The sequence below is a fragment of the Euryhalocaulis caribicus genome (assembly GCF_000412185.1).
GTDB lineage: Bacteria > Pseudomonadota > Alphaproteobacteria > Caulobacterales > Maricaulaceae > Euryhalocaulis > Euryhalocaulis caribicus.
In genome coordinates this window covers 41,354-64,867 of sequence record NZ_ASJA01000018.1, presented here as the reverse complement: position 1 = coordinate 64,867, position 23,514 = coordinate 41,354, and the positions used below count along the sequence as shown (strand labels likewise).

25 protein-coding genes are annotated in these 23,514 nt (G+C 63.9%); 17 read left to right on the top strand and 8 right to left on the bottom strand.

Annotated elements, in window-relative coordinates; genetic code table 11:
* Positions 1 to 37: 37 nt before the first annotated feature.
* Positions 38 to 1,210: an AI-2E family transporter gene (locus tag L338_RS13715; RefSeq protein ID WP_022698966.1), complete on the bottom strand. Its 1,173-nt coding sequence runs from the start codon at positions 1,208 to 1,210 to the stop codon at positions 38 to 40.
* 129 nt (positions 1,211 to 1,339) lie between these two features.
* Between L338_RS13715 and ruvX the strand changes: the two genes are divergently transcribed.
* The 4 genes from ruvX to dprA all read left to right on the top strand — a co-directional run bounded on the left by ruvX (position 1,340) and on the right by dprA (position 4,500).
* A complete protein-coding gene (gene ruvX, locus L338_RS13710) occupies positions 1,340 to 1,798 on the top strand; it encodes a Holliday junction resolvase RuvX (protein WP_022698965.1) in 459 nt (152 codons plus the stop codon).
* Between the two features lie 62 nt (positions 1,799 to 1,860).
* Entirely contained in the window at positions 1,861 to 2,790 is a 930-nt protein-coding gene (locus tag L338_RS13705) for an aspartate carbamoyltransferase catalytic subunit (protein WP_022698964.1), read from the top strand.
* Positions 2,787 to 3,398, top strand: a complete 612-nt coding sequence (plsY, locus tag L338_RS13700) for a glycerol-3-phosphate 1-O-acyltransferase PlsY (protein WP_022698963.1) — start codon at positions 2,787 to 2,789, stop codon at positions 3,396 to 3,398. The genes L338_RS13705 and plsY overlap by 4 nt, the downstream gene beginning before the upstream one ends.
* Positions 3,388 to 4,500: a DNA-processing protein DprA gene (gene dprA / locus L338_RS13695; RefSeq protein ID WP_022698962.1), complete on the top strand. Its 1,113-nt coding sequence runs from the start codon at positions 3,388 to 3,390 to the stop codon at positions 4,498 to 4,500. The genes plsY and dprA overlap by 11 nt, the downstream gene beginning before the upstream one ends.
* Here the strand turns inward: dprA and L338_RS13690 are convergent.
* Positions 4,497 to 4,703, bottom strand: coding sequence for a hypothetical protein (locus L338_RS13690; protein ID WP_022698961.1), 207 nt, complete (start codon positions 4,701 to 4,703; stop codon positions 4,497 to 4,499). The genes dprA and L338_RS13690 overlap by 4 nt on opposite strands.
* Positions 4,704 to 4,847: 144 nt before the next feature.
* Here L338_RS13690 and topA point away from each other — a divergent pair, with 144 nt between their 5' ends.
* From topA to rpmG, 5 genes are read left to right on the top strand one after another with little or no spacing between them, the layout of a single operon-like run.
* Positions 4,848 to 7,403 carry a type I DNA topoisomerase gene (topA, locus tag L338_RS13685; protein ID WP_022698960.1) on the top strand — a complete coding sequence of 852 codons (2,556 nt, stop codon included), beginning with the start codon at positions 4,848 to 4,850 and terminating at the stop codon, positions 7,401 to 7,403.
* Positions 7,404 to 7,406: 3 nt separating this feature from the next.
* On the top strand, positions 7,407 to 9,713 hold the full coding sequence (gene rnr, locus L338_RS13680; protein WP_022698959.1) for a ribonuclease R: 2,307 nt from the start codon (positions 7,407 to 7,409) through the stop codon (positions 9,711 to 9,713).
* Positions 9,710 to 10,450, top strand: coding sequence for an NUDIX hydrolase (locus L338_RS13675; RefSeq protein ID WP_022698958.1), 741 nt, complete (start codon positions 9,710 to 9,712; stop codon positions 10,448 to 10,450). The genes rnr and L338_RS13675 overlap by 4 nt, the downstream gene beginning before the upstream one ends.
* Positions 10,414 to 11,577, top strand: a complete 1,164-nt coding sequence (locus L338_RS13670; RefSeq protein ID WP_022698957.1) for an MFS transporter — start codon at positions 10,414 to 10,416, stop codon at positions 11,575 to 11,577. Before L338_RS13675 ends, L338_RS13670 begins: the two co-directional genes overlap by 37 nt.
* 60 nt (positions 11,578 to 11,637) lie before the next feature.
* On the top strand, positions 11,638 to 11,805 hold the full coding sequence (rpmG, locus tag L338_RS13665; protein ID WP_022698956.1) for a 50S ribosomal protein L33: 168 nt from the start codon (positions 11,638 to 11,640) through the stop codon (positions 11,803 to 11,805).
* Positions 11,806 to 11,831: 26 nt separating this feature from the next.
* On the opposite strand, the gene L338_RS13660 is transcribed toward rpmG, so the two are convergent.
* Together L338_RS13660 and L338_RS13655 are read right to left on the bottom strand one after the other, a co-directional pair.
* A complete protein-coding gene (locus L338_RS13660) occupies positions 11,832 to 13,220 on the bottom strand; it encodes a PleD family two-component system response regulator (protein ID WP_022698955.1) in 1,389 nt (462 codons plus the stop codon).
* Between the two features lie 9 nt (positions 13,221 to 13,229).
* Complete coding sequence (locus L338_RS13655) at positions 13,230 to 13,595, bottom strand: response regulator (protein WP_027068560.1); 366 nt, start codon at positions 13,593 to 13,595, stop codon at positions 13,230 to 13,232.
* Positions 13,596 to 13,724: 129 nt separating this feature from the next.
* Here L338_RS13655 and L338_RS13650 point away from each other — a divergent pair, with 129 nt between their 5' ends.
* Complete coding sequence (locus L338_RS13650) at positions 13,725 to 14,657, top strand: ROK family protein (protein WP_022698953.1); 933 nt, start codon at positions 13,725 to 13,727, stop codon at positions 14,655 to 14,657.
* 4 nt (positions 14,658 to 14,661) lie between these two features.
* Positions 14,662 to 15,927, top strand: a complete 1,266-nt coding sequence (locus tag L338_RS13645; RefSeq protein WP_022698952.1) for a DNA polymerase IV — start codon at positions 14,662 to 14,664, stop codon at positions 15,925 to 15,927.
* On the opposite strand, the gene L338_RS13640 is transcribed toward L338_RS13645, so the two are convergent.
* Complete coding sequence (locus L338_RS13640; protein ID WP_022698951.1) at positions 15,924 to 16,784, bottom strand: alpha/beta hydrolase family protein; 861 nt, start codon at positions 16,782 to 16,784, stop codon at positions 15,924 to 15,926. The two genes, L338_RS13645 and L338_RS13640, sit on opposite strands and share 4 nt — an antisense overlap.
* Positions 16,785 to 16,894: 110 nt before the next feature.
* Here L338_RS13640 and L338_RS13635 point away from each other — a divergent pair, with 110 nt between their 5' ends.
* From L338_RS13635 to L338_RS13615, 5 genes are read left to right on the top strand one after another with little or no spacing between them, the layout of a single operon-like run.
* On the top strand, positions 16,895 to 17,347 hold the full coding sequence (locus L338_RS13635) for a RidA family protein (RefSeq protein ID WP_022698950.1): 453 nt from the start codon (positions 16,895 to 16,897) through the stop codon (positions 17,345 to 17,347).
* Between the two features lie 29 nt (positions 17,348 to 17,376).
* Complete coding sequence (locus L338_RS13630; protein ID WP_022698949.1) at positions 17,377 to 18,558, top strand: GNAT family N-acetyltransferase; 1,182 nt, start codon at positions 17,377 to 17,379, stop codon at positions 18,556 to 18,558.
* Positions 18,551 to 18,940: a hypothetical protein gene (locus tag L338_RS13625; RefSeq protein ID WP_022698948.1), complete on the top strand. Its 390-nt coding sequence runs from the start codon at positions 18,551 to 18,553 to the stop codon at positions 18,938 to 18,940. The genes L338_RS13630 and L338_RS13625 overlap by 8 nt, the downstream gene beginning before the upstream one ends.
* Positions 18,937 to 19,377, top strand: coding sequence for an HIT family protein (locus L338_RS13620; RefSeq protein WP_022698947.1), 441 nt, complete (start codon positions 18,937 to 18,939; stop codon positions 19,375 to 19,377). The genes L338_RS13625 and L338_RS13620 overlap by 4 nt, the downstream gene beginning before the upstream one ends.
* Positions 19,374 to 19,832, top strand: a complete 459-nt coding sequence (locus L338_RS13615) for an isochorismatase (protein WP_022698946.1) — start codon at positions 19,374 to 19,376, stop codon at positions 19,830 to 19,832. The genes L338_RS13620 and L338_RS13615 overlap by 4 nt, the downstream gene beginning before the upstream one ends.
* On the opposite strand, the gene L338_RS13610 is transcribed toward L338_RS13615, so the two are convergent.
* From L338_RS13610 to L338_RS13600, 3 genes are all read right to left on the bottom strand, one after another.
* The gene (locus tag L338_RS13610) at positions 19,829 to 20,626 is read right to left on the bottom strand and encodes an enoyl-CoA hydratase-related protein (protein ID WP_022698945.1); all 798 of its coding nucleotides are present in this window, start codon (positions 20,624 to 20,626) and stop codon (positions 19,829 to 19,831) included. The two genes, L338_RS13615 and L338_RS13610, sit on opposite strands and share 4 nt — an antisense overlap.
* Positions 20,627 to 20,717: 91 nt before the next feature.
* Complete coding sequence (locus tag L338_RS13605; protein WP_022698944.1) at positions 20,718 to 21,062, bottom strand: hypothetical protein; 345 nt, start codon at positions 21,060 to 21,062, stop codon at positions 20,718 to 20,720.
* An 80-nt stretch (positions 21,063 to 21,142) separates the two neighbouring features.
* The gene (locus tag L338_RS13600; RefSeq protein ID WP_022698943.1) at positions 21,143 to 21,484 is read right to left on the bottom strand and encodes a hypothetical protein; all 342 of its coding nucleotides are present in this window, start codon (positions 21,482 to 21,484) and stop codon (positions 21,143 to 21,145) included.
* Between the two features lie 223 nt (positions 21,485 to 21,707).
* Between L338_RS13600 and L338_RS13595 the strand changes: the two genes are divergently transcribed.
* A complete protein-coding gene (locus L338_RS13595; protein ID WP_161624633.1) occupies positions 21,708 to 23,498 on the top strand; it encodes an ATP-binding protein in 1,791 nt (596 codons plus the stop codon).
* The last annotated feature ends 16 nt before the right edge of the window (positions 23,499 to 23,514 follow it).

The window sequence follows — 23,514 nt, the reverse complement described above, 5'->3', positions numbered from 1 at the left end:
CGGCCGCGTTCCTTCGCAGACAGGAAAAGCCGCGGCTCTAGGGCCGCGGCTTTTTTATGGCCCATCCGTGTTTTCGCGGTCTTGGAATCGTGCCGCCCAGCAAAAGGCTGAACGGATGCAGCATTTCCGTGTGCGCGCTGAGGGCCTTCAGCATGACCAGCAGCGGCACGGAAATCAGCGCTCCCACCGGCCCCCACAGCCATGTCCAGAAGCTCACAGCCAGCAGAATGGCCAGCGGATTCAGCGTCAGCCGCGCGCCCAGCGTCAGCGGGGTGACGAAACTGCCTTCGATAAAGTTCAGCCCCAGATAGACCAGCGGCGGAATGGCGGCCTCGGTCAGGGTTTCGGTATTGATGATGCCGACCAGCGCCAGCAGGGAGGCGGTGATGATCGGGCCGATATAGGGGATGAAGTTCAGCGCCGCCGCGATGCCGCCCCACATGATCGGGCGCGGCATGTCCAGAAAATACATCGCCAATCCGACCGCCACGCCAAGCCCGGCATTGATCAGCGCCATCGTAAAAATATAGCTGCCCACGCTGCGCTCCACGTCGCGGAACATGCGCGCAGTATGCAGCTTGCCGCTGATGCTGCGGCGCGCGGCGATCAGCTTCAAACGCAACTCCGTGCGGGTGGCGAGAATGAAATAGGTCAGGGCCAGAACGAACAGGGTCTGCACCACGGCGCGGCCCATGGAAGAGGTCAGGCTTTCGGCCAGTCCGGGGGCGCGCACAACGACTTCATCAGCGGTTTCGCGCTGTGAAACAGAGGTTATCTGCTTGACCTCTTCCGACAGCGACTGGACCGAGGAGATCGGCTGCTTCACCCCGCTCAGCTTGTCGCTGGCCTGCTCGATATATTGCGGCGCGTTCTCGGCCCAGCTGGCGGCGGGCTGGGCGATAAATGAAAACCCGAAATAAATTCCCGCGCACAGCGCCCCGACCAGCCCCAGCGCGGCTATGCCGGAGGGCAGGCCGGTTTTTTCGATCATGGCCATGGCGGGCGCCAACAGGACGCTCAACACGAACGCCACCGCGACAGGCATCAGGAACGGTTTGGCGAAATACAGGGTGGATCCCGCAACCAGCAGGAACATGCAGATCAGCAGCGCGAATATCCAGGACTGGATGGCGCGGTTCCCGATATCGTCAATGGTGTTGATGTCGCCGGGATCTCTCACCGGCGGTTCGGCAGATTCAGAATTTTCCAAGCAAGGCTCCGGTGTTCGCGGGGAACCCGTCATTGATCAGCTACGCCTCCCCAAGCGTGTGAACTGATTATAACGCACGGATGTGAAACAGGTTTCCCCAAGCGAAAAACCCGGCCAGACTGGACCGTAATGAGCCTTACAGACCTTGAAAACCTGCCTTCTGAGGGGGCGCTTCTGGGCGTGGACCCGGGCGCAAAGCGCATCGGCGTGGCGGTCTGCGACCCGCGCCGCTCCATCGCCACCGCATTGGATACGATTCACCGTACGAAACTGGCGGCCGACCTGACGGCGCTGTTTACGCTCTATGATTCACGCCAGTGCGCCGGTCTGGTGATCGGGCTTCCGGTCAATATGGACGGGTCCGAGGGGCCGCGCGCCCAATCTGCCCGGGCGTTCGCACGAAATATTCTCAAACATCGCGATATTGCGATCGCAATGCACGATGAACGCCTCAGTTCAGCCGCCGCCGATGACGCCATGGCGGAAGCAGGCGTAAAGCCTGCGCAGCGCCGGAGTTTGCGCGATCAGACCGCCGCGGCGATTATCCTGCAAAGCGCCATCGACCGGCTGGGCGCAATCCGGTCATGACGGCTTGCCGCGCCGGCAACCCTCGCGCTAAGCAGCGCAGCGACCTTCACGCCGAGCGATCCATGGCTGCCACGATACCGCCCTTCCCGCACAGACACCTGATTTCGGTGAACGCCTTGAGCGCCGCCGAGGTCAAAGAGATATTCGCGCGGGCTGAAAACCACTGGCGGCGAAACCGGGAAACGGGAAAACGCACGGACGCGCTGACCGGGCGCAGCATCGTCAATCTGTTCTTCGAACCCTCCACCCGCACGCTTCTTTCTTTCGAACTGGCGGGCAAGCGTCTGGGCGCGGACGTGGCGACCCTGCCGCTGGCCGAGTCGTCTGTGAAGAAAGGCGAGTCGTTCGAGGACACGCTCTATACGGTCGACGCCATGCAGCCCGACGCCATCATCGTGCGCCACCGGGAAATCGGCGCGGCGCGCGCGGCCAGCGAACTGGTCTCGGCCAGCGTGGTCAATGCCGGGGACGGCGTGGCGGAGCACCCGACCCAGGCCCTGCTGGACGCCTTCACCCTGCAACAGAAATGGGGATCTCTGGAGGGCCGGCGCATTTTGATCTGCGGGGATATCGCTCACAGCCGCGTGGCCGGATCCGATATTCCCCTGCTGACTCAGCTGGGGGCGGACGTGCGGGTGGCCGGGCCGGAAGTCTTCCTGCCGGAATCGACCGCCGCTGAAACATTCAATGACTTCGACACCGCCCTGCAGGGCTGCGACGCGGTTATGATGTTGCGCATCCAGCGCGAGCGCATGGGCGAGAACCAGGCGCCGCATCTGGAGGATTATGTGCGCGACTGGCGGCTGGACGCCGGCCGTCTGGGCCGCGCGAAACCGGACGCCCTCATCATGCATCCCGGCCCGATGAACCGCGATGTCGAGATCACCAGCGAGGTCGCCGACCATCCCCGCAGCGTCATCCGCGCTCAGGTGGAATCGGGCGTCGCGGTGCGCATGGCGGTTCTGGAGCTTTTGATGGAGGCGCGCGCATGACCGCCCTCACCCTGATTATATCCCTGCTGTGCGGGTACCTCCTTGGCTCGATCCCCTTTGGACTGGTGATCACGCGGGCGGCCGGGCTGGGCGATATACGTGCACAGGGTTCCGGCAATATCGGCGCGACCAATGTCCTGCGGACCGGGCGCAAGGACCTGGCCGCGGCGACGCTGATCCTGGACTCCGGCAAAGCGGCCATCGCGGCGCTGGCCGCATGGGCGGTTTTCGAACGGCCCGAGGCCGCCGCCGCGGGCGCGGCGGCGTTTATCGGCCATTGCTATCCCGTGTGGTTGAAATTCAAGGGCGGCAAAGGCGTGGCGACCTTCTTCGGCGTATCGCTGGCCCTGTCCTTCCCGCTGGGACTGATGCTCTGCGGTCTCTGGCTCTCCGCCGCCGCCCTGTTCGGTTATTCCTCGCTGGCGGCGCTGATCGCCGCCGCCGCCGCGCCCCTGCTGGCGCTGGCGGCGCATCGTCCCGAACTGGCTACGGCCTTCGCCGTGATGATCATCGTGATTTTCTGGCGTCACCGGTCAAACATCGCGCGCCTGTTCAAAGGCGAAGAGCCGAAAATCGGCGCCAAGAAGAAAGAGACCGATGCGGCGTGAGCTGAGCGCCGCCGGAAAGCGCGACTGGGTCCGCCTCGCCCGGACCCCGAATGTCGGGCCGGTTACCTTCCATGCTCTCATTGAACGCTATCAGGATGCGTCCGCCGCGCTGGACGCCCTGCCCGCGCTGGCCAAACGGGGCGGCCGGGTGGATCCGATGCGAATCCCCAAACCCGCCGAGATCGACCGGGAAATGGACCGGACAAACCGGATGGGCGGACGGATAATCGCCGCGATCGAGCCGGGCTTTCCGGATGCGCTGGCGGCGCTCGACCCGCCCCCGCCTGTCATTTCAGTTCTGGGCGACCCGGCCCTGCTGACGCGCGATTGTGTCGCCATAGTCGGCTCCCGCAACGCTTCGGCGGTGGGTTTGCGCATGGCGGGCGATTTTGCGCGCGGCCTTGGCGAAGCCGGGTTGATGGTGGTTTCCGGCATGGCGCGGGGCGTGGATTCGGCGGCGCACGCCGCAGCGCTGGAAACCGGAACGGCGGCGGTTCTGGCGGGCGGTCTGGACCATATTTATCCGCGCGAAGCGGAGGCGCTTTACGATGAAATCCGGCGGCGCGGCGCCATCCTCTCGGAGCTGCCTCTGGGCTATCGCGCAACCGCGCGGGACTTTCCGCGTCGCAACCGGCTTGTTTCCGGCCTGTCTCTGGGCGTGATCGTCGTGGAGGCGGCCAAACGCTCCGGCACCCTGATCACCGCGCGGCTGGCCGGCGAACAGGGACGCGAGGTCATGGCCGTCCCCGGATCGCCGCTGGATCCGCGCGCGGGCGGGACAAACAGGCTGATCCAGCAGGGTGCGGCGCTGGTGCAGAACGCTGACGAGGCGCTGGAAATCATCCGCGACCTGCCGCGCCTTTCCCTGCGAGAACCCGGTGAGGGTTTTGCAGGGAAACCCCCGGACCCGGAGGCGCTGGCAAAGGCCGCGGACGAGGCGCGGGATCATGTTTTGTCGCTGATCTCGACCGCGCCCGCCCACAGGGACGAGATTGCCCGTCAGGCGGGTCTGCCGCCTGCGGTCGTCTTCGCCGCTCTGGTCGAACTGGAACTGGCGGGCCGGGTTAGTCTGGAGCCTGGCGGCGCGGTGAGACTCGCCTAATCCACCGCGCCCGCCGGCATCTTTCGCCGCGCCGCCATTGCAGACGCCAGCGCCAGAATCTGGGATAGTTCCTCCAGGCCGGCCTCAAGGCAAAGCCCGGACAGTTCATCACTCAAGGAACAAGCGTATTCCGCCACCTGAGCGGCGTCGACCGGCCGCCGCGATTGCTCGCCAGACGTTCCGTCATCTTCATTATCATCCATGGCGTGGATTCTCCGGTATTCGCGATTAAGTTGCAATTTTAACCTAATGCGCCTTAAGAACTTAGCTGACTGTTCAGCATTGACAAGCCTTGAGGCGGCCCCCAGCTTCGCTCGCCATTCTCCACGGATTGTTGCGTGCGCCCTATGAACGTTGTCGTTGTTGAGTCCCCGGCGAAAGCCAAAACCATCAATAAATATCTCGGCGGCGACTACCAGGTGCTCGCGAGCTACGGACACGTGCGCGATCTGCCTTCCAAGGATGGCTCCGTCCGCCCGGACGAGGACTTCGCCATGTCCTGGGCGGTCGACACCAGGTCCCAGAAGCGCGTGAAGGAAATCGCCGATGCGGTGAAGGGATCGGACCGCCTGATACTGGCCACTGACCCCGACCGCGAAGGGGAAGCCATTTCCTGGCACTTGCTGGAGGTGCTGAAGAACAAGAAGGCGCTGAAGGATGTCGCGGTGGACCGCGTTGTCTTTAACGCCATCACCAAGACCGCCGTTCTGGACGCCATGAAGAATCCGCGCCAGATCGATATGGAGCTGGTGGAGGCGTATCTCGCCCGCCGCGCGCTCGATTATCTGGTCGGCTTCACCCTCTCCCCGGTCCTGTGGCGCAAGCTGCCCGGCGCGCGCTCCGCGGGCCGTGTCCAGTCGGTCGCGCTCCGCCTGATCTGTGAACGCGAGTTCGAGATCGAGAAATTCGTCGCCGAGGAATACTGGACCCTGAAGGCCCAGGCGAGCGCCGGCGGCTCCGAACCGTTCGAGGCGCGGCTGACGCATCTGGACGGCGGGAAGCTGGACAAGTTCGGCCTGCCCGACGAGGCCTCCGCCACGGACGCCAAGCAAAAGATTGAAGCCGCCAGCTTCAGGATCGGCGCGGTCGAGGCCAAGCCGACCAAGCGCAACCCGCCGCCGCCTTTCACGACATCCACGCTACAACAGGACGCGTCCAACCGGCTCGGCTATGCCGCCAAGCGTACCATGCAGATCGCCCAGAAACTCTATGAGGACGGGCTGATCACCTATATGCGGACGGACGGCATCGACATGGCGGGCGAGGCCATCGCCCAGTCGCGCGACGCGGTGAAGAGCAAGTTCGGCGACAAATACCTGCCGAAATCGCCACGCAAATACACCTCCAAGGCCAAGAACGCGCAGGAAGCGCACGAAGCGATCCGCCCGACCGATTTCAACCGGTCGCCCGAGGATGTGCGCCTGGATGCGGACGCCGCCAAGCTCTACCGCCTGATCTGGAACCGCGCCACGGCCAGCCAGATGGAAGCCGCCACCATCGAGCGGACCTCCATCGACCTGGTTTCCGGCGATGAGAAGATCACGCTGCGCGCCAATGGCTCGGTCATCCTGTTCGATGGTTTCCTGAAGCTCTACGCCTCCGCCGACAAGGACGAGGACACGCGCCTGCCCAAGGTGACGGAGGGCGACGACGCCGAGACCAAAGAGGTCGAGGCCGAGCAGCACTTCACCCAGCCCCCGCCCCGCTTCACCGAAGCCTCGCTGGTCAAGACGCTGGAAGAACTGGGCATCGGCCGCCCGTCCACCTACGCCTCCATCATCTCGGTTCTGCAGGACCGCGATTATGTGCGGCTGGAAAAGCGCCGCTTCGTGCCGGACGACAAGGGCCGGATCGTCACCGCGTTTCTCGAGAATTTCTTCCGCCGCTATGTCGAATATGACTTCACGGCCGACCTTGAGGAAAAGCTGGACAAGGTCTCGGCCGGCGATCTGGACTGGAAAGCCCTGCTGGACGCGTTCTGGAAGGAATTTTCCGCTTCCGTCGACGATATCGGCGATCTGCGCATCGGACAGGTGCTGGACGCGCTGGACGAGGCGCTGGGCCCGCATTTCTTCCAGCAGACCGAGGAGGGCAAGGATCCGCGGCTCTGCCCCAAATGCGGCGAAGGCCGGCTGTCGCTGAAGCTGAGCCGTTATGGCGCGTTCATTGGCTGCTCGAATTACCCGGAATGCAAATACACCCGCCCCCTCTCCGCCGAGGAAGGCGATGACGCCGCGGGCGGCGATGTGGAGCTGGGCGCGGACCCCGAAACGGGCGCGGCAATCTGGCTGAAAACCGGACGCTTCGGCCCCTATGTGGAGCGCGAGGCGCAGGAAGAAGGCGCCAAGCCGGACCGGTCCAGCCTGCCCAAGACCTGGCCGCCCGACACAATCGATCTGGAAAAGGCGCTGCGCCTGTTGAAGCTGCCGCGCGAAGTGGGCGAGCACCCGGAAGACGGCGACATGATCACCGCCGCGCTGGGCCGTTACGGCCCTTACGTGAAGCACAAATCCATCTACGCGAATCTCGACTCTATCGAGGAAGTGTTCGAGGTGGGGCTGAACCGCGCCGTGGCGCTGATCGCCGAGAAGAAGGCCAAGCGCGGCGGTCAGGTTCTCAAAGAGCTGGGCGAACACCCTGACGGCGGCGGGCCCGTGAATGTCATGGAGGGCCGCTATGGTCCCTACGTGAAGCACAAGAAAACCAACGCCACCCTGCCCAAGGATGTCGAGCCCGGCGACGTGACGATGGAGCAGGCGGTGACGCTGCTGGCCGAGAAGGCCAGTAAGGGTGGCAAGAAAAAAGCCGCGAAGAAGAAACCGGCGGCTAAGAAGACCGCCGCCAAGAAGAAACCGGCAGCGAAGAAGGCCAGCGGCGGGAGCAAAGCCGCTGCGTCCGACTAGGCCGTGGCCGGGGACGGACCCGACCGCGACGCGGTTTTGCGCGCCATACGGCGCGGCGAAGGCAATTTCGGCAAACGCGAGATCGCGCGGCTGCTCAAGCTGAAAGGCGATGAGCGGATCGGCCTCAAGCGCGTCCTCAGCGCGCTGGAATCCGAAGGCGTCATCCAGCGCACGGCCCGGCGCACCTATGCGGTCGCCGACGCCAGCCCCGGCGTGCGGCTGGTCGAGATTGTCGACCGCGACACGGACGGCGAACTTCTGGCCCGGCCCGAAAAGTCCGACCCCGGCGATCCGCTGATCCGCATGGCGCCCGGTCAGGGCGCGTCGGGACGCGCCGGCGGCGCGCTGGGCGTCGGCGAACGCGCGCTGGTGAAGATTGAGCGCGATCAGGACGGCGAACCCGTCGCCCGGCTGATCAAGCGCCTCGGCCAGAGCGCCCATCGCATCCTGTGCGTCTATCGCGCGGATGGCTCCCGCCCGCGCCTGGTCCCCGTCGACCGGCGCTCCAAGAACGAGCTGATCCCGTCCAAAGACAGCCCGCTGAGTCCGAAAAATGGCGATCTGGTCATCTGCGAGCTGGCCAAGGACCGCCAGCACGGGCTGAAAAGCGGACGCATCATCGAAGTTGTAGGCAATGAGAACGAGGCGCGCGCCTCCTCTGTCATCTCCCTCGCCGCGCACGGCGTGCCGGAAGGCTTCAATGACAACGAAATCGAGCAAGCCGAAAAGGCCAAGCCCGCCACGGTCAGGAATCGCGAGGATCTGCGCCACCTTCCGCTGGTCACCATCGACCCGGAAGACGCGCGCGACTTTGACGACGCGGTGCTGGCCGAGCCGGACGAGGATCCGAAGAACAAGAATGGCTGGGTCGTGTGGGTCGCCATCGCCGATGTCGCCCATTACGTCACGCCCAACAGCCCGCTGGACCGCGGCGCGCTAAAGCGCGGCAATTCGGTCTATATGCCCGACCGCGTCGTGCCGATGCTGCCCGAGCGGCTGTCCAATGATCTCTGCTCCCTTCGCCCGGACGAGGATCGCGCCTGCATGGCCGCGCGCATGGTCTTCAACGCCAGCGGCGACAAGATCGGCCACACCTTCCATCGCGGCCTGATGCGCTCCTCCGCCCGCCTGACCTATGCGCAGGCGCAGGCGGCGTTCGAGGGCAATCCGGGGCCGGAAGCCGCCGACGTTGTCACCTCCACCCTGCAACCGCTCTGGAAGGCCTATCAGGCGGTCAAGACGGCGCGGCAACGGCGCAGCCCGCTGGAGATCGACTCGCCCGAGCGCAAGGTGCGCGTCGACGAACAGGGCAATGTCGTCTCGATCACCCGCTATGAGCGCTTCGCGGCGCACATGCTGATCGAGGAGTTCATGATCCAGGCCAATGTCTGCGCGGCGGAAACGCTGGAGCAGAAACGCCTGCCCCTGATCTATCGCGTCCATGACGAGCCGAGCCGCGAGAAGCTGACCGCGCTGGCCGACTATCTGCCGCAAGTGGGCATGAAATGGTCGATGAGCGGCCCGGTGAAGCCGGAGCGATTCAATCAACTGCTCTCTCAGGCCAGGAATCGCGATTACGAGGAGGTGGTGAACGAGGTTGTCCTGCGCTCACAGTCACAGGCGATCTATTCCACCGAAAATCTCGGTCATTTCGGCCTGAACCTTCAGCGCTACGCCCACTTCACATCCCCCATCCGGCGTTATGCGGACCTCACCGTCCATCGCGGCCTGATCAAGGCGTGCAAGCTGGGCGATGACGGGCAGACGAACGAAGAAGCCTCGAAACTGTCGGGCATCGCCGAGGACATCACCCATACAGAGCGCCGGGCCATGGCGGCCGAGCGCGACTCTGTGGACCGCTATATCGCCAGCTTCCTGTCGGACCGGGTCGGTTCGGAGTTTCAGGGGCGGATTACCGGCGTCACCCGCTTCGGCGCTTTCGTGCGGCTGGCGGAAACCGGCGCGGACGGGCTGGCGCCCGTCTCCTCGCTCGGCGACGATTATTTCCATCATGACGAGAAGGCGCACGCCCTGATCGGCCGGCGCACCGGCGGCCGGTTCGAGCTGGGCCAGAATGTCACCGTGCGCCTGAAGGAAGCCGCGCCGATTACCGGCGGCCTGATCCTGGAAATCCTCGACAAACCCAAACGCGGACGTCCCTCCGGGGGCGGCCGGGGCGGACCGCCGCACCGCGGCGGGGGCGCACCGGGCCGTAGCGGCGGCGGGGCGGGCCGAAAGTTCGACCGTAAACCGCGCGGCAAGGGCAAAGGCGGCAAGCCGGGACGCGGGGGACCGCGGAAAGGTAAATGAGCGGGCCGAAAAAAGCCTTCGACCCGAAAGGCGACGACACGCGAAAGCACAGCGCGAACATGTCCGGACGCGCCGTGCGTCCGAAACTCGCCGCGACGCTGATCCTGCTGGATGATTCCGGCGATCCGCGCGTTCTGATGGGCAAGCGGCATGGCGGCACGCGTTTCATGCCGCACAAATATGTTTTCCCCGGCGGCCGTGTGGACCGCGCCGACAGCTTTGCCAGGACAGCCGGAGAGATTCATCCCGGCGCGCTTGAGGCCCTGGCAGGCGCGCTGCCGGAACGGCGTGTTCAGGCCGCCGCGGCAGCCGCCATTCGCGAGACGTTCGAGGAAACCGGCTATGCCATCGCCCGTCCGCTGGAGGCTCCTCACAAACGCCCTGCGGACTGGCGGGATTTTTATAGCTGCGCCGGGACGCCCCATATTTCGCCGCTGCGCCTGATCGCGCGGGCCGTGACCCCGCCCTACCGGCCCATCCGGTATGACGCCTTGTTCTTCATGGCCGCGGCCGAACACGCCAGGACCGTTCAGGGGCCCTGCACGCCCGAGCTGGAAGAAACCGCCTGGGTGACGCTGGACGAGGCGGAATCTCTGGACATCCCGTCCATTACGCGCTTTGTGCTGGCCGAAGTCCGGCGGCGGCTCGATGAGCCCGATGCGCCGGTTCCCTATATTCGAATGGAACGAGGGCGGCATATATGGACGCCGCTGCCGGAAGGCGCATCAACAGCCTGATTACCGCTATCGCCGCAGCCAGTCTCACTGGCTGCGGTTTTGGTCTGTCCCTGCCCCTGATCGCCCTCAATCTGGAATTCATGACCGGGTCCGGCGTGATCTCCGGCTGGAACGTGATGATGTCGGCGCTGGCGACCATCATACTTGCGCCCGTGCTGCCCATGATCATGGCAAAGCTGCCGGGGCGCGGCCTGCTGGCCTTTGCCTGCGTGCTTTGCGGTGTGTCGTTCCTGGCCTTTCCGCTGACCGACAATCTGTGGCTTTGGGCGGCGTTCCGCTTTTCGCTGAGCATCGGCCTGACCATTGTCTTCATCGTCAGCGAGGTCTGGATAAACCAGCTGGCCGAGGATGCGCACCGCGGCCGGCTGATGGGGGTTTACGCGACCTCCCTGTCCGCCGGCTTCGCGTTGGGCGCTGTTCTGCTGGCGCTTATCGGACCGGACGGCTGGGCGCCGTTCGTTGTCGCGGCCGCAATTTTTGCGTCAGGCTCGCTTCTCACCCTCCTCCCCGGTCCCGGCGTACAGCCGCCGGAAGGTGAAGGCGCGCATCCGTTCGCGCTGGCCCGCGCTGTCTGGATCGCCCCCACGGCCTTCGCCGCCGCCCTGTTCTTCGGCGCCATCGAGACGGCATCGATGCACTTCATATCCGTCTATGGCGTGCGCATCGGCCTGATCGAACAGACTGCGGCGCTATTCCTGTTCGCCGCAGCCATCGGTAATATCGCGTTCCAGTTTCCGCTGGGCATGCTGGCCGACCGCGTCGGGGCGTTTCAGGTGCTGATTCTCTGCGCCATCGGCGGCACGCTGATTCCCCTGCTGCTTCTGGTCACCGAAGGGGCACTGGCGGCGCAGTTTATCCTGTTCTTCTTTTATGCCGGGATCGTGGTGGGCATGTACACGATCGGCCTTGTCCTGCTGGGCGAGCGGTTCAAGGGCGGCGCGCTGGGCGCGGCCAATGCGGCCTTCGTTTTCATGTATGGCGCGGGAGAGCTGTTCAGCCCGCCTTATGCCGGCGCGCTGATGGACGCCATCAATCCCGGCGGGCTGATGATGGCGCTGTCATCCATGGCCGGCGCCTTCCTGATTTTCGCAGTGATACGCCGCGCGGTTACAGTCAAATCCCGTTGACAGGCTGCGCTCTGTAGCTATTTTGCGCGCCTTCTCGACGAACCAGAGGTCACAAGAGCGATGGCGAAGCCCACAACGATCAAAATCCGGCTGAACTCCACGGCCGATACCGGTTTCTTCTATGTGACCAAGAAGAATACGCGCACCATGACCGAAAAGCTCGTGCTGAAGAAGTACGACCCGGTTGCGCGCAAACATGTCGAGTTCAAGGAAGGCAAGATCAAGTAAGCCCTTTTACGGCCTGATCTCTTGCCTCAGGCGGCTGCCTCGCCGCTGCGTCCGCCCAGCTTAACTTTCACACGATTGCGCCCGGATTTCTTCGCGGCGTAAAGCGCGCTGTCGGCGCGTTTGATGAGGTCTTCCAGCTCGTCGCGCGATTCGCTCTGCGCGACCCCGATGCTGGTCGTGACCTCCAGCGTTCTCGCACCGCCATTGATCCTGAACGGCGCGGCATCGATGCTGCGGCGGAACCGCTCGGCGGCGGCCGCGGCGAAGTCCAGCGTCGTTTCCGGCATCACGATCAAGAATTCCTCGCCGCCATAACGGCAGACCAGATCAATCGCGCGGACATTCTGTTTCAGCCGGTCGGCGAACTGGCGCAGGATCTCGTCTCCCGCGTCGTGCCCCCAGGTATCATTGACCGCCTTGAAGTGGTCGATGTCGCAGATCAGCACCGAAACCGGATCCTCGTCCCGCTGGGCGGCCCGCGCCATCAGGCGGCGGAGGCGGCCGTCGAGATAGCGGCGGTTGTTCAGGCCCGTCAGCGCGTCCGTCACGGCGCTTTCCAGCGTCTCGTCCAGCGCGCCGCGCAGGAAATCGGCATAGCGCTTCTTGCGAACCTGTGTGGACACCCGCGCGGAAAGCTCCTGCGTGTTTACTGGCCGCGGCAGGACGTCATTCACGCCCATATCCATGGCCCGCACCATGCGTTCGCGCGCGTCCGGGTCGATGATCGCCAGAATGGGGATTTGCCGGGTCGCCTCGTCCGACCGCACGCGGGCGCAGAGCCGCAGCCCGTCAAAGCTGCGCGCCGCCAGATTGACAATGATCAGGTCTGGCTGCGTGCGCGCATGTTCAGCGGCCTTTCTCGGGTCGGCGACGATCTGGGGACGGTATTCCGGGGTCAGGCTGGCGCGCACGCGCTCGGCCTGATGGTCGTTATCATCCACGATCAGAACGCGGCCGCCCAGAAGCAGGGAATCGTCGACATCGTCGTCTATGGCGCCCGAAGCGCGGCCCGAGGCCTCGCGGGTGCGTAATTCATCCATCACGACTTTCAGGCGCAGCAGGCTGCGCGCCCGCGCCAGCAGCATCACGTCGTCGATGGGTTTGGTCAGGAAATCGTCCGCGCCGGCTTTCAGGCCGCGCACCCGGTCCTCGGACTGGTCCAGCGCGGTGACCATGATCACCGGGATATGACGGGATTTGGGATCGTCCTTCAGACGCCGGCAGGTCTCGAACCCGTCCAGCCCCGGCATCATCACGTCCAGCAGGATCAGATCGGGCTGTTCCGTGCGCGCGCGTTCGATCGCCTCGCGCCCGGACGTCGCCGTGATGACCTCGTAATATTCCGCCTCGAGCTTGGCCCGCAGCAGACGCACGTTGGGCTCAAGATCGTCGACAACAAGGAGTCGCGCGCTCATCGCAGCCCCCTAGTCGAGAAACTGCTTTACGGTCTCAATAAAGGTGGAAACAGTGATGGGCTTGGAAAGATAGGCCTCGCACCCGCCCTTGCGGATGCGTTCCTCATCGCCCTTCATCGCGAAAGCGGTCACTGCAATAACGGGAATCGACGAGAGATCGTCGTCTTCCTTGATCCATTTCGTGACTTCCAGACCGGACACTTCCGGAAGCTGGATATCCATCAGGATCAGGTCGGGACGATGTTCCCGCGCCATTTCCAAAGCCTGCAGCCCTTCGCGGGTCTGCAAGGTCTCATAGCCGTGCGCGTCGAGCAGATCACGAAACAGCTTCATGTTCAGCTCGTTGTCTTCGACAATGAGGACCGTTTTCGACATGGCGTTCAGCATAGCGCCTGACATCTTCCCGTTAAGACGAGATTTCTCTATCCCCGTTTCACCCATGGCCGATGTCTTAGCTCAAGCGAGTTAATCAACGGTGGACGGGCACAAGGATAGCCTCATGAAATGATTAACGGATGGAGTCTGGAGATCGCGCAAAACAATGCTTTTCCGCTTCTGGGCGTCGACTTCGGCGGCACCAAGATCGAGGCCGCGCTGATCGGCGGGGACGGGTCCGTTCTTGAACGCCGCCGTGCGCCAAATCCGGGAAATTACGACGCCGCCATCGCCACAGTCCGCGAACTTGTCACGGGGATTCAAACACATGCCTGCCAACCCGCCGGATTCGCCATTCCCGGCTCTCCAAGTCCGGAAACCGGTCTGATCCGCAATGCGAACTCGACCTGGCTGAACGGAAAATCGCTGAACCGCGATCTGGAAACGGCGCTGGCCCGAAATGTTAAAATTGCCAATGACGCGAATTGTTTTGCACTGTCAGAAGCGCGCGGCGGCGCGGCCCAAGGCCATGATTCCGTCTTTGGGGTGATTCTGGGGACCGGGTGCGGCGGCGGCCTGGTCCATCAGGGACGCCTGATTGAAGGCGCTCACGGGATCGCCGGCGAATGGGGCCATATTACCCTGCCCGCGCCCGGTTCTGACGACAGGCCTGACCGCGCCTGCTGGTGCGGCCGGGATAATTGCCTGGAAACCTATCTGTCCGGTCCGGCGGTGTCCGCCGATTATCGCCTTCTGGGCGGAAGGGCCATGGCCGCCCACGAAATTGCCGATCGCGCCGCGGCGGGGGAACGCCGCGCGGTGAACACGCTGGACCGGCTGGTCAGCCGTCTGGGCCGGGCCCTGGGCCTGATCGTCAATGTCTTCGACCCGTCCGCGATCGTGCTCGGCGGCGGCCTGTCCAATATCGACCGGCTCTATGGCGACCTTCCCGGCGCAATCCGTCCGCACGTGTTCTCCGATATGTTCGAGACGCCGGTCCTGCGGCATAAACACGGGGACTCCAGCGGCGTGCGCGGCGCCGCGTGGCTGTGGAGCGAATGAGGTCATGGACGGGTTCTGCCGGCACTGTTTCGCCGACGCGCCGGACGGCGCGGCGCGGTGCCCGGCGTGCGGCTCGCCACGCCTGATCCGGCACTCGGAGCTGCACACCCTCTCCATCGCCCATATCGATTGCGACGCCTTCTACGCCTCCATCGAAAAACGCGACAATCCGGAGCTGGAAGGCAAGCCGGTCATCGTCGGCGGCGGCCGCCGCGGCGTGGTCTCCGCAGCCTGCTATGTCGCCCGGACCTATGGCATTCATTCCGCCATGCCGATGTTCAAGGCGCTGAAAGCCTGCCCGCACGCCATCGTCATCCGGCCCGAGGGACGGAAATATTCCACCGAAGGCAAGCGCATCCGCGAGATGATGCAGGACGTGACCCCCCTGGTGCAGCCTGTCTCCATCGATGAGGCGTTTCTGGACCTGACCGGCACGCATCGTCTGCATGGCGGTTCGCCCGCTCTGACGCTGGCGCGGCTGCAAAAGCGCATCCATCAGGAAGTCGGCGTCACGGTCAGCATCGGGCTGTCCCACAACAAGTTCCTCGCCAAGACCGCTTCGGACCTCGACAAGCCCCACGGTTTCGCGATCATCGGCAAGGCCGAGACGCTGGATTTCCTGGCGGACAAGCCGGTCGGATTCGTTTTCGGGGTCGGCCCGTCCTTCGCAAAGAAGCTGGAGCGCGACGGCTATCGCACGCTGGCCGATATCCGCCGCGCCGGGGACAAGGAACTGGCCGCGCGCTATGGCGAAAGCGGTCTGCGCCTCGCCCGCCTGTCCCGCGGCGAGGATACGCGCGCCGTCAATCCGGAGCGCGAGCGCAAGGGCGTTTCCAGCGAAACCACCTTTAACGAAGATCTCAGCGATCTCGCGGCGCTGGAGGATCGCCTGTGGCCGCTCTGCGTGAAGCTGGCCGACCGCGCCAAGGTCGATAATATCGCCGGGCAGGTCGTGACCCTGAAGCTCAAACGGGCCGACCACCGCATCATTACGCGCCGACGCACCCTGACCGCCCCGACACAGCTGGCCGACGCCCTGTTCAGGGTCGGCCGGGAATTGCTGAAAGGCGAAGCCACAGGCCCGCGCTATCGCCTGATCGGCATCGGCATATCGGAGCTGGGGCTTTCGACGGGCGATGCGGGCGATCTGTTCGACGACGGCGCGTTGAAACGCGCAGCGGCCGAGCGGGCCAGCGATGCGGCGCGGCTGAAGTTCGGGGGCGATGCGGTGGTGAAAGGCCGCGTCCTGCGCAGCCAGAACAAGCCCTAGGCGATCAGCGCGTCCGCTTCGTCCAGAATCGCGTCCCAGACGGCCTGCGACCTTGCGCGGAATGCCCCGTCATGGCCGATCTTCTTCAATCCGAAATCGCCCGGCTTGATCAGACGCATGTCGGTTTCCGCGCGGGGATAGGCGTCCAGTATCACCCGGGCAGTACGGGGATTGGCGATGGGGTCGTCAGAAAAGACAAAGGACCGGATGGGCGCGGTGACGTCCTCGAAATGATGCGGCCGCAGCCTTGTCTCCAGATCGTCCCGGAAATAGCGGCTGTTATTGGACCAGCGCCGCCACTGCTCGAAAGCGCCGCGCGGCAGGGCGCACCCGCTCCACAGGCCGCCCGCGGGCAGGTAATTCTTCGTAGCCAGCGCGACAGGGCCATACCCCCACCACAGCAGCAGTCCCAGAAGCGGCATCGGCCATTTATGGTGTCCCCAATATCCGGACCCGACGCTGACATGAATATGCCCGCAGGCGCGCGCATAATTGTCCGCAAATCCTATGAGATGGCCGCCGACGCTGTGGCCCAGCGTGACAATCGGCTTGTCCTTGACCTTGATCGCCAGCGCGCTGAGCGCGGCGGCGAAATCCAGCCGGCCCCAGTCCTCGACATCGGCCTTGAAACCGTCCAGCGCGTCATCGTTTCCGGTGTTCACGCCGCGATAATCATAGATCAGACAGGTATAGCCGCGGTCCGCCGCGTAAGCCGCCAGGCGCCGGTAGAATTCCTTCGGATATCCGGTAGCGGCCGACATCAGCAAGCCGCCCCGTGGCGCGTCCGGCGCGATAAACACGCCCGACAGCTCATGCCCGTCCTGCGCTTCGAACTCGACCGGTGACTCGGTGACCATGACCGGACCCTAGCCGATGACCTGCGCGTCAAATCAACCCCGAACTTGCCGCGCCCCTGCGCATCGTCCTAATTGCCCGCAGGAAAAAACTTGCTCGCAGGAGACAGCTCATGGCCGGACGCATTGATGCGCGACTGAAGGAACTGGGTCTGGAATTGCCCGAACCGCCCAAGGCCGTGGCGAACTATGTGCCCTGGCGCATCTCCGGCGATCAGGTTTTTATCTCCGGCCAGATCTCGGCCGGCTATACGGGCAAGGTTCCCGATGAAGTCTCGCCGGAGGACGCCTACAAGGCGGCCCGCGTTTCCGGCCTCTCGCTGATCGCGCAATTGCGCACGGCCTGCGAAGGCGATCTGGACCGCGTGACGGGCGTGATCCGTCTGGGCGGGTTCGTGAACTGCCAGCCCGATTTCGCGGAGATCCCGCAGATCATCAATGGCGCGTCCGACCTGATGGTAGAGATCTTTGATGATCCGGGCCGCCACGCCCGCGCCGCCGTCGGCGCCGTCAACCTGCCCCTGAATGCTGCGGTCGAAGTGGAAGGCGTGTTCGAAATCCGCTGACGCGGTCGAAGTCCCGCACAGCGGCGCCTATGTCTTCCGCCATGTCCGCAAACCGCACGCTCGAACTCGCCTCCGGCATCCATGATATCGCCCGCGATACGTGGGACGCCCTGGCCAACCCGGCCGGAGACCCGTTCGACCCTTTCCTGAGCTGGGACTTTCTGGCGGCGCTGGAGGAGTCCGGCTGCGCCACCGAGCAGACCGGCTGGGCGCCGCACCACGCCGTGCTGCGTGAGGAATGCGGCGCGATCGCCGCCGTCGCGCCGCTCTATGTAAAGGGTCACTCCTTCGGTGAGTTCGTGTTCGACCACGCCTGGGCGGACGCCTATGAGCGCGCGGGCGGAAGCTACTATCCCAAGCTGCTGGCCGCCGTTCCCTTCACGCCTGCCACCGGCCGCCGCCTGCTGGCCGGGGCGGGGCCAGACGCCGATCAGCGGCGGGACCAGTTGGCCGCCGGCCTTGCCCGGATCACGGAGCGGGTTGGCGTTTCTTCCCTCCACCTGAATTTCCTGGCCGAGCGCGACCGGGCGATGCTGGAGCGGCTGGGCTACATGATGCGGCAGGGCCAGCAGTTTCACTGGATCAATCGCGGCTATGAGTCGTTTGACGATTTCCTCGCCGCCCTCTCCTCCCGCAAGCGCAAGGATTTGAGGAAAGAGCGGGCGCGCGCCCAGGAAGGTCTGACCATCCACCGTCTCTCGGGCGACGAGCTGAAGCCTGAACACTGGGACGCCTTTTTCGAATTCTATCTCGACACCGGCGCGCGCAAATGGGGCCAGCCCTACCTGAATCGCGACTTTTTCGACCTTCTCCATGACCGCATGAAGGATCGTATCGTCCTGATCATGGCCAAGGATGACGGTGAGTGGATCGCCGGGGCGATGAACCTCATGGGCTCCGAGACGCTCTATGGCCGCTACTGGGGCCGCGCCGAAGAACGCCCCTTCCTGCATTTCGAACTTTGCTACTATCAGGCCATCGACGCCGCTATCGAGCGCGGCCTCAATCGCGTCGAAGCCGGCGCACAGGGCGCGCACAAGCTGGCCCGCGGTTATGAGCCGGTCGCCACATGGTCAGCGCACTGGATTCCCAATCCCGGCTTCCGCGACGCCGTCTCCCACTATCTGGAGCACGAACGCGCAGCGGTGAGCGAGGAGATCGCCGAATTGACCGGCCACATGCCCTTCCGCAAGACTGTGGGGAATGAGTGATCTTGTCACTATCACCCGCGTTTCGACCATCGAAGAAGCGATCGTCATCGAGTCTGCACTAAGGGCCGGCGGCTTTTACGCCAGTATTCCCGATCTGCACTATGCAGTGATGTATTTTGTCGTCGTTCCCGCGCTGGGCGGTATCCGTATTCTGGTTCGAGAAGACGAACTGGAAGAAGCCATTGCATATCTTCTGACCCTTGAAAGCTCCGCCGTGGAGATCGAGGAAGAAACAGAGGCTCTGGATGGCGAGTTTCGTAAACGACAACCGCGCTGGTTCAGCTTTGGATTGGCCTGGTTTGCAGGCTGGCTATTCATGCCTTTTATATTGGCGTTCTATGGACTTAAAGCGCTAAGAGGCGCGCTCAGGAGACAGATATGAGCCTTGAAGGCGAATACGACGACCAGAATATCTTTGCAAAAATTCTGCGCCGGGAAGCCTCGGCGATCATCGTGCATGAGGACGATGACACGATGACCTTCATGGACGTTTTTCCGCAGTCGCGCGGCCATGTCCTGATCGTACCCAAGTCCCCGGCCCGCAATATTCTGGAGATTGAAGACGCTCCGCTTCAGGCGTTGATCGTGCAGGTGAAACGCGTCGCAAAGGCGGTTGAAAAAGCCCTGAACCCGGATGGCGTTTTCGTCGGCCAGTTCAATGGCGCGGAGGCCGGCCAGACCGTGCATCACATCCATTTTCACGTCATTCCGCGATACAAGGGGCGTGACATGGGACGGCATGGCGAAGACCGCGCCGATGACGAGGCGTTGAAAAAGCTTGCCGATGATATCGGCATAGCTCTCAGCGAACTCGATTGACCGGCTTCAAGCCAGTTCGCCCCTTCGCCCCGCGCCCGAACCGTTATCTCGGCGCGCTGCCGCGCAAGGACTGGCGCATCAAGCGTTACGCCATCTGGCTGGAGGGCGGGACGTTCGACGAAGCGCGGTTCGATGAGGGCATACGCATGGCCATGCGGACCCTGCCGGAACCGGCCGTGACGACGGACCGTCCGGGCGCCGCCATCCTGATCCTGCATCAGGGCGGCACGGCCGATTATGTTGTGCTGGCCTGGTGGGACAGCGAGAATGAACTGCCCCTCCACGTCTGGGTGCGTAAACCGGACGAGGCGAATTTCCGCCCGGCAGCCTCCAGCGAGTCCGTCTGCGTCTGGGATCTCGACGTTCTGTGGGGCGAGCGTCAGCTCTATGTCCGCCACATGATCGGCGAGTCAGCGCCCGACCTGGAGACCTATCTGTCTGAAAGTGCGGTCTAGCCGTTCGACCAGCGCGGTTTCCGCTTTTCCAGGAACGCCGACAGGCCCTCCCGCCCCTCTTCGGAGGCGCGGCGATGGGCGATGCGGTGTGCGGTGTCGGAGAGGAGGTCATGATCGATCTCCCGGTCCAGAACATCGTCGACCAACTTCTTGGCGTCCGCCACCGCGCCCGGCGCGGCGTCGAAGATCAGCTGGGTGAGATGTTCGGCGATGGCCTCCATCTCTTCCTCGTTCTCCACTGCGTATTGAACCAGGCCGATCTGTTCGGCGAAGTTTCCGTCGAACCCTTCGCCCGTGGCAAACAGCGCCTTGGCCCAGCGCGGCCCGATGGCCTTCACGACATACGGGCTGATCGTCGCCGGGGTCAGACCCAGACGGACTTCAGAGAAGCGCAACTTGGCGTCTTTCATGGCGATGGCCGCGTCGCACGCCGCCACCAGACCGGCGCCGCCGCCCATGGCCGCCCCCTGCACCATCGCCACGGTGAATTGCGGCAGGTCGTGCAGTTTCTTCAGCATGCGCGCCAGCGCCATGGCGTCGTTGCGGTTTTCGCTCTCGGTGTAATCGGCCGCCGCCTTCATCCAGTCCAGGTCGGCCCCGGCGGAAAAGCTTCTGCCCGCCCCGCGAATGAAAACAACGCGCACCTGTTCATTGGCGTGCAGCGTCTCGAAAATATCGTCCAGCGCCGCCACCACGTCGCCATTGAAGGCGTTGTGTTTCTCGGGCCGGTTCAGCGTCACGGCAGCGACGCCGTCCGGGGAGGCGTCAAGAATTACGGGGGACTCATCGCTCATGGGGCTTCCTTTCGCGCAGCGCGCAAGACACGCCCCATCAGCTACCGGTCGCCGCCGGCAAACTCAATACGCCCGCTCCAGCGCCGCCCGCCTAGCCGCGGGCGCGGAACAGCAACGCCTTGATCAGGAAGAACACCGTTATGGCGATGAAATACCCGACATAGAGCAGCCCCGCCATTTGCCAGAAAGCACCCGTCAGGAAATTCGGCAGAACAAACAGCGCCAGATCGCCGCCCGAACGGATCACCGGCATCAGGGCGTCCACCGCCACATGAACAATCACCGCGATGGCGGACATGATGACGATCTGCCCGTACCCGCCCATCACAAGCGCGCTGATCAGCGCAATGATGAGATATTGAATCGTGTTGATTTCGGCGAAGCCCCGTTGCGCAAAATCCAGCGCCGCGCGCAGCCATTCCATGATCGTGTCCATCGGCTTCTAGTCCCCTTGCCGTGTCGAGAATGAAGAAGGGCCGCCCTGCATGGACGGCCCCCGGTCTGTTCAGCGTGACGTCAGTCGCCGCGATAGAAAATGCGCTTGATCGCGTGAAGGATCAGCATCGCCAGGAAATATCCCAGGTACAGCACGCCCGCCTCGATCCAGAAATCCGCGGTCGCCATCTGCTGGAAATCCAGCGCGCTGGTATCGCCGCCAGCCTCGACCAGCGGAATCGCAAAAACCACGATGATGTGAAAGATCAGCGCCACCAGCGCCATCATGAAGAGAAGCCCGAAACTGGGCAGCACCAGCGCCAGAAGCACCGCGATAATGCCAAACGCGATCATCTCGGTGCGGCTGAAATGCTCGACCACATAGGTGGTCGCAACATCCAGCCATTCCATAACCTTGTCCATAAATCCCCCGTTTTCGCCCGCTCCGCGCCAGCTTCGTTGAGTCAGCGCGGGAATGGGCAATTCCTAATTCCCGTTAACTATTATAACACCCCGCTTAACTTGCGTTAGTGCTTTCTCGCGGATTTTTTTGACCTTTTGATTGCGTTTCATTCCACCGTCCCCTGTTTTTCGCCGCGTTTACGCGCCTTTATTGCTTTTTGCGTACAAGCGCCAAATGCTTGGCATGAGAAAATCACGGCATCTGACGCCGCGCCTGAGAACGATGGCCATTGCGCGCCGCCGCGACCTGCGCACGCGATTGACGCTCCCGCTCTTTGGCATCGGGTTCGGCTGGCTCATGGTGGGGCTGCCCCTGACCTCGCTCTGGATCGCCCTGCTCCTTGCTGGCCAGTTCTTCGATATCTGGGCCTTCAGGCGTTTTCGGGAAATGGACGACGACGATGTTGTCACCCGGCGCGATCTAGCTGTCGCGATGACCGCCTCGTTCTTCGCCTCCATCACCTATTCCTTCATGCCCGCCCTGGCCTGGTTCTCTCCGGTGGAGGGGTCACAGGTTTTCGCGATGGTGTGGCTGTGCGGCGCGCTGCTGCATGTAACGCTGCATATGCAGCAAGTGCCTCAGGTCTTTGGCGCGGCAGCCGCCCCGCATGGCGGTTTTCTGTTTGCGCTTCCGCTGTTCTCCCTGTTCTTCCAGCCCGGCCATGCCGGCGGCGATATCGCCATCCTGGTCACCGCGCTGATGTATGTCGGCCATCTGGCCGTCGCGATGAAAATGTATTCCCGCAACAGTTTCGCCCTGCATGAGGCGCGGCTGGAGGCGCTGGCCCGCACGCGCGCGGCGGAAGACGCGAACCTCGCCAAATCGCGCTTCCTGGCGATGATGAGTCATGAGCTTCGCACGCCGATGAACGGCGTCATGGGCGCCGCGCACCTGCTGCGCCGCACGGATCTCGACCCGCGCCAGTCCAGCCTGGTCAACACGCTGGAAACCTCCGGCGACATGCTTCTGGTCATCCTCAATGACGTGCTGGACTTGGCCAAGGTCGACGCCGGCAAGGTCAGCGTCGAAAAGAGTCCGACCAATATCATCGACGTCGCGGAAACCCTGATGACGCTGTGGTCGCCCAAATCGGAAGAGAAGGGCCTGGACCTGCGTTTCGAGTACGAGGTCTGCGAGGGCTGTGAGGTCGTGGAAAGCGATCCGATCCGCCTGCGGCAGGTCGTGGGCAATCTGATTTCCAACGCCATAAAGTTCACCGACAAGGGCGAAGTCGTCCTTCGGCTCGAGGCCCGTCAGGAAGACGGCCTGGTCACCTGTTGTTTCAGTGTTTCGGATACGGGCTGCGGCATAGAGGCCGAGGCCATAAACCAGCTTTTCCAGCCCTTCAGCCAGGTCGATGACTCCATCACCCGCCGTCACGAAGGCGCGGGGCTGGGGCTGGTCATCAGCCGCAAACTGGCTGAACTGCTGGGCGGCGACGTGACGGCCGAATCCGCGCCCGGTCAGGGATCAATCTTTACGCTGGCCATCCGCGCGCGCGCCGCCGCCCGTCCCGAACCCGCAGCCGCGCCCGCCGAAACAAGCCCGGCGTCGGCCGAGGCGAAGGGCGGCGCGATGAATATCCTTGTCGCCGAGGACAACGAGATTAACCGCACCGTAATTGCCGCCATGCTCGAGCCGTCCGGCCATGCGCTGAGTTTTGCCATGAACGGCCGCGAAGCGGTGGAGACCGCCGGCGCGCGTCCGTTCGACCTGATCCTGATGGACATGCGGATGCCGGAAATGGACGGCGTTGCCGCCACCCGCGTCATACGCGACGGCGAAGGCCCGAACGCCAAAGCGTTCATTTGCGCGCTCAGCGCCGACGCCATGCCCGAACATCAGCGCGAGGCGCAGGACGCCGGCATGGACGCCTATCTCTCCAAGCCGATCAGCCCCGCCGAGCTCATGCAGCTGATCGAGCGCGCCCGGAACAGCGGGCGCGACGGACAGCGCGGCGAAGACGCGGCCTGAAGTTTTTCCTCTGCCG